A 508-nucleotide genomic window follows, 5' to 3' on the forward strand; every position below is an offset into this window, starting at 1 on the left:
TATTTCGTGTTCTTCTCCAAGGTTCTGTAGCCGTTAGTGAAATAGGTGATGGGGTTCCTCGATCCATTAATGAGGCAACGTACACGCACCGACTCGTGCAGAGTGGGCCTGTACTCCAGCAGCTGGACACCGCGACCATCACGCGTGATGATCTGTGCCCCTGCCGCAGCCGCATCAATGTCGAATGGAAGCCGGTTCATCATTCCTCGCCTGCGGCATATTTTTGGAGCATCTGCAACAGCTCGTCGAGGTTTTCGGATTTCATCTTCATGGTCGCCACGCTCCACCATCTTTGTGTACCATGCGCTGTACATCGACAGGAGCTGTTGGTTGCGGGCGCGAATCGTGTCATGTGCCTGCTGATTGATGCTGAAATTCTCGACGTGCATTAATTACTCCGTGGTTGTAGCGCAAACCCACTCAGTGGGAACAAAACGAATCATACCATTGCGAGAGGTAAGAAACAAGGCTTTTGCTGGGGAAATAGCGCGAGGCTCCGGTTCTGATC

General features: G+C 52.4%; 1 protein-coding gene. It reads right to left on the bottom strand.

The genetic code is table 11. The annotated features are described in order from the left end of the window. A partial coding sequence (locus AC1RPN_RS08270) for a hypothetical protein (protein ID WP_481763728.1) occupies positions 1–389 on the bottom strand: 389 nt, incomplete at its 3' end. Positions 390–508 lie beyond the last annotated feature (119 nt).

The organism is Dellaglioa sp. CoH-57-MRSF-20 (genome assembly GCF_056781955.1).